Here is a 390-nt window from a genome sequence, read left to right as displayed (position 1 = left end):
ACGGTTTTTGGCGGAATAGGCCAATTTGGTCGGTGCTTCAAAGTGCGGCACGAGGCGTTTGTAGGAGTTGGTGGACGGATTGGTAATCGCGTTCAGGGCTTTGGCGTGTTTGATGATGCCGCCGATGTAGTAGAGCGCGGTATCGGACAAACCGGCATAGCCGTCGCCTGCGAACAGGTTTTGACCGTCTTTCCAAATGGATTGGTGGACGTGCATACCGCTGCCGTTGTCGCCCATAATCGGTTTGGGCATAAAGGTGGCGGTTTTGCCGAAATTGTGGGCAACGTTTTGGATGACGTATTTCATATCTTGGGTTTGGTCGGCGCGTTTGACCAAAGTGGCGAAACGGGTGCCGATTTCCATTTGGCTGCCGGTACCGACTTCGCTGTG

Annotated in this window: 1 pseudogene; it reads right to left on the bottom strand. The window is 53.8% G+C overall.

Annotation, left to right across the window (positions count from 1 at the left end):
- A pseudogene (glnA, locus tag ACQRAX_RS25640) lies at positions 1-390 on the bottom strand (glutamine synthetase); the annotation flags it as partial.

The sequence above is a fragment of the Pseudomonas sp. UM16 genome, assembly GCF_050312595.1.
In the GTDB taxonomy this organism is placed as follows: Bacteria; Pseudomonadota; Gammaproteobacteria; order Pseudomonadales; family Pseudomonadaceae; genus Aquipseudomonas.
This window is presented reverse-complemented; position numbering and strand designations above follow the sequence as displayed.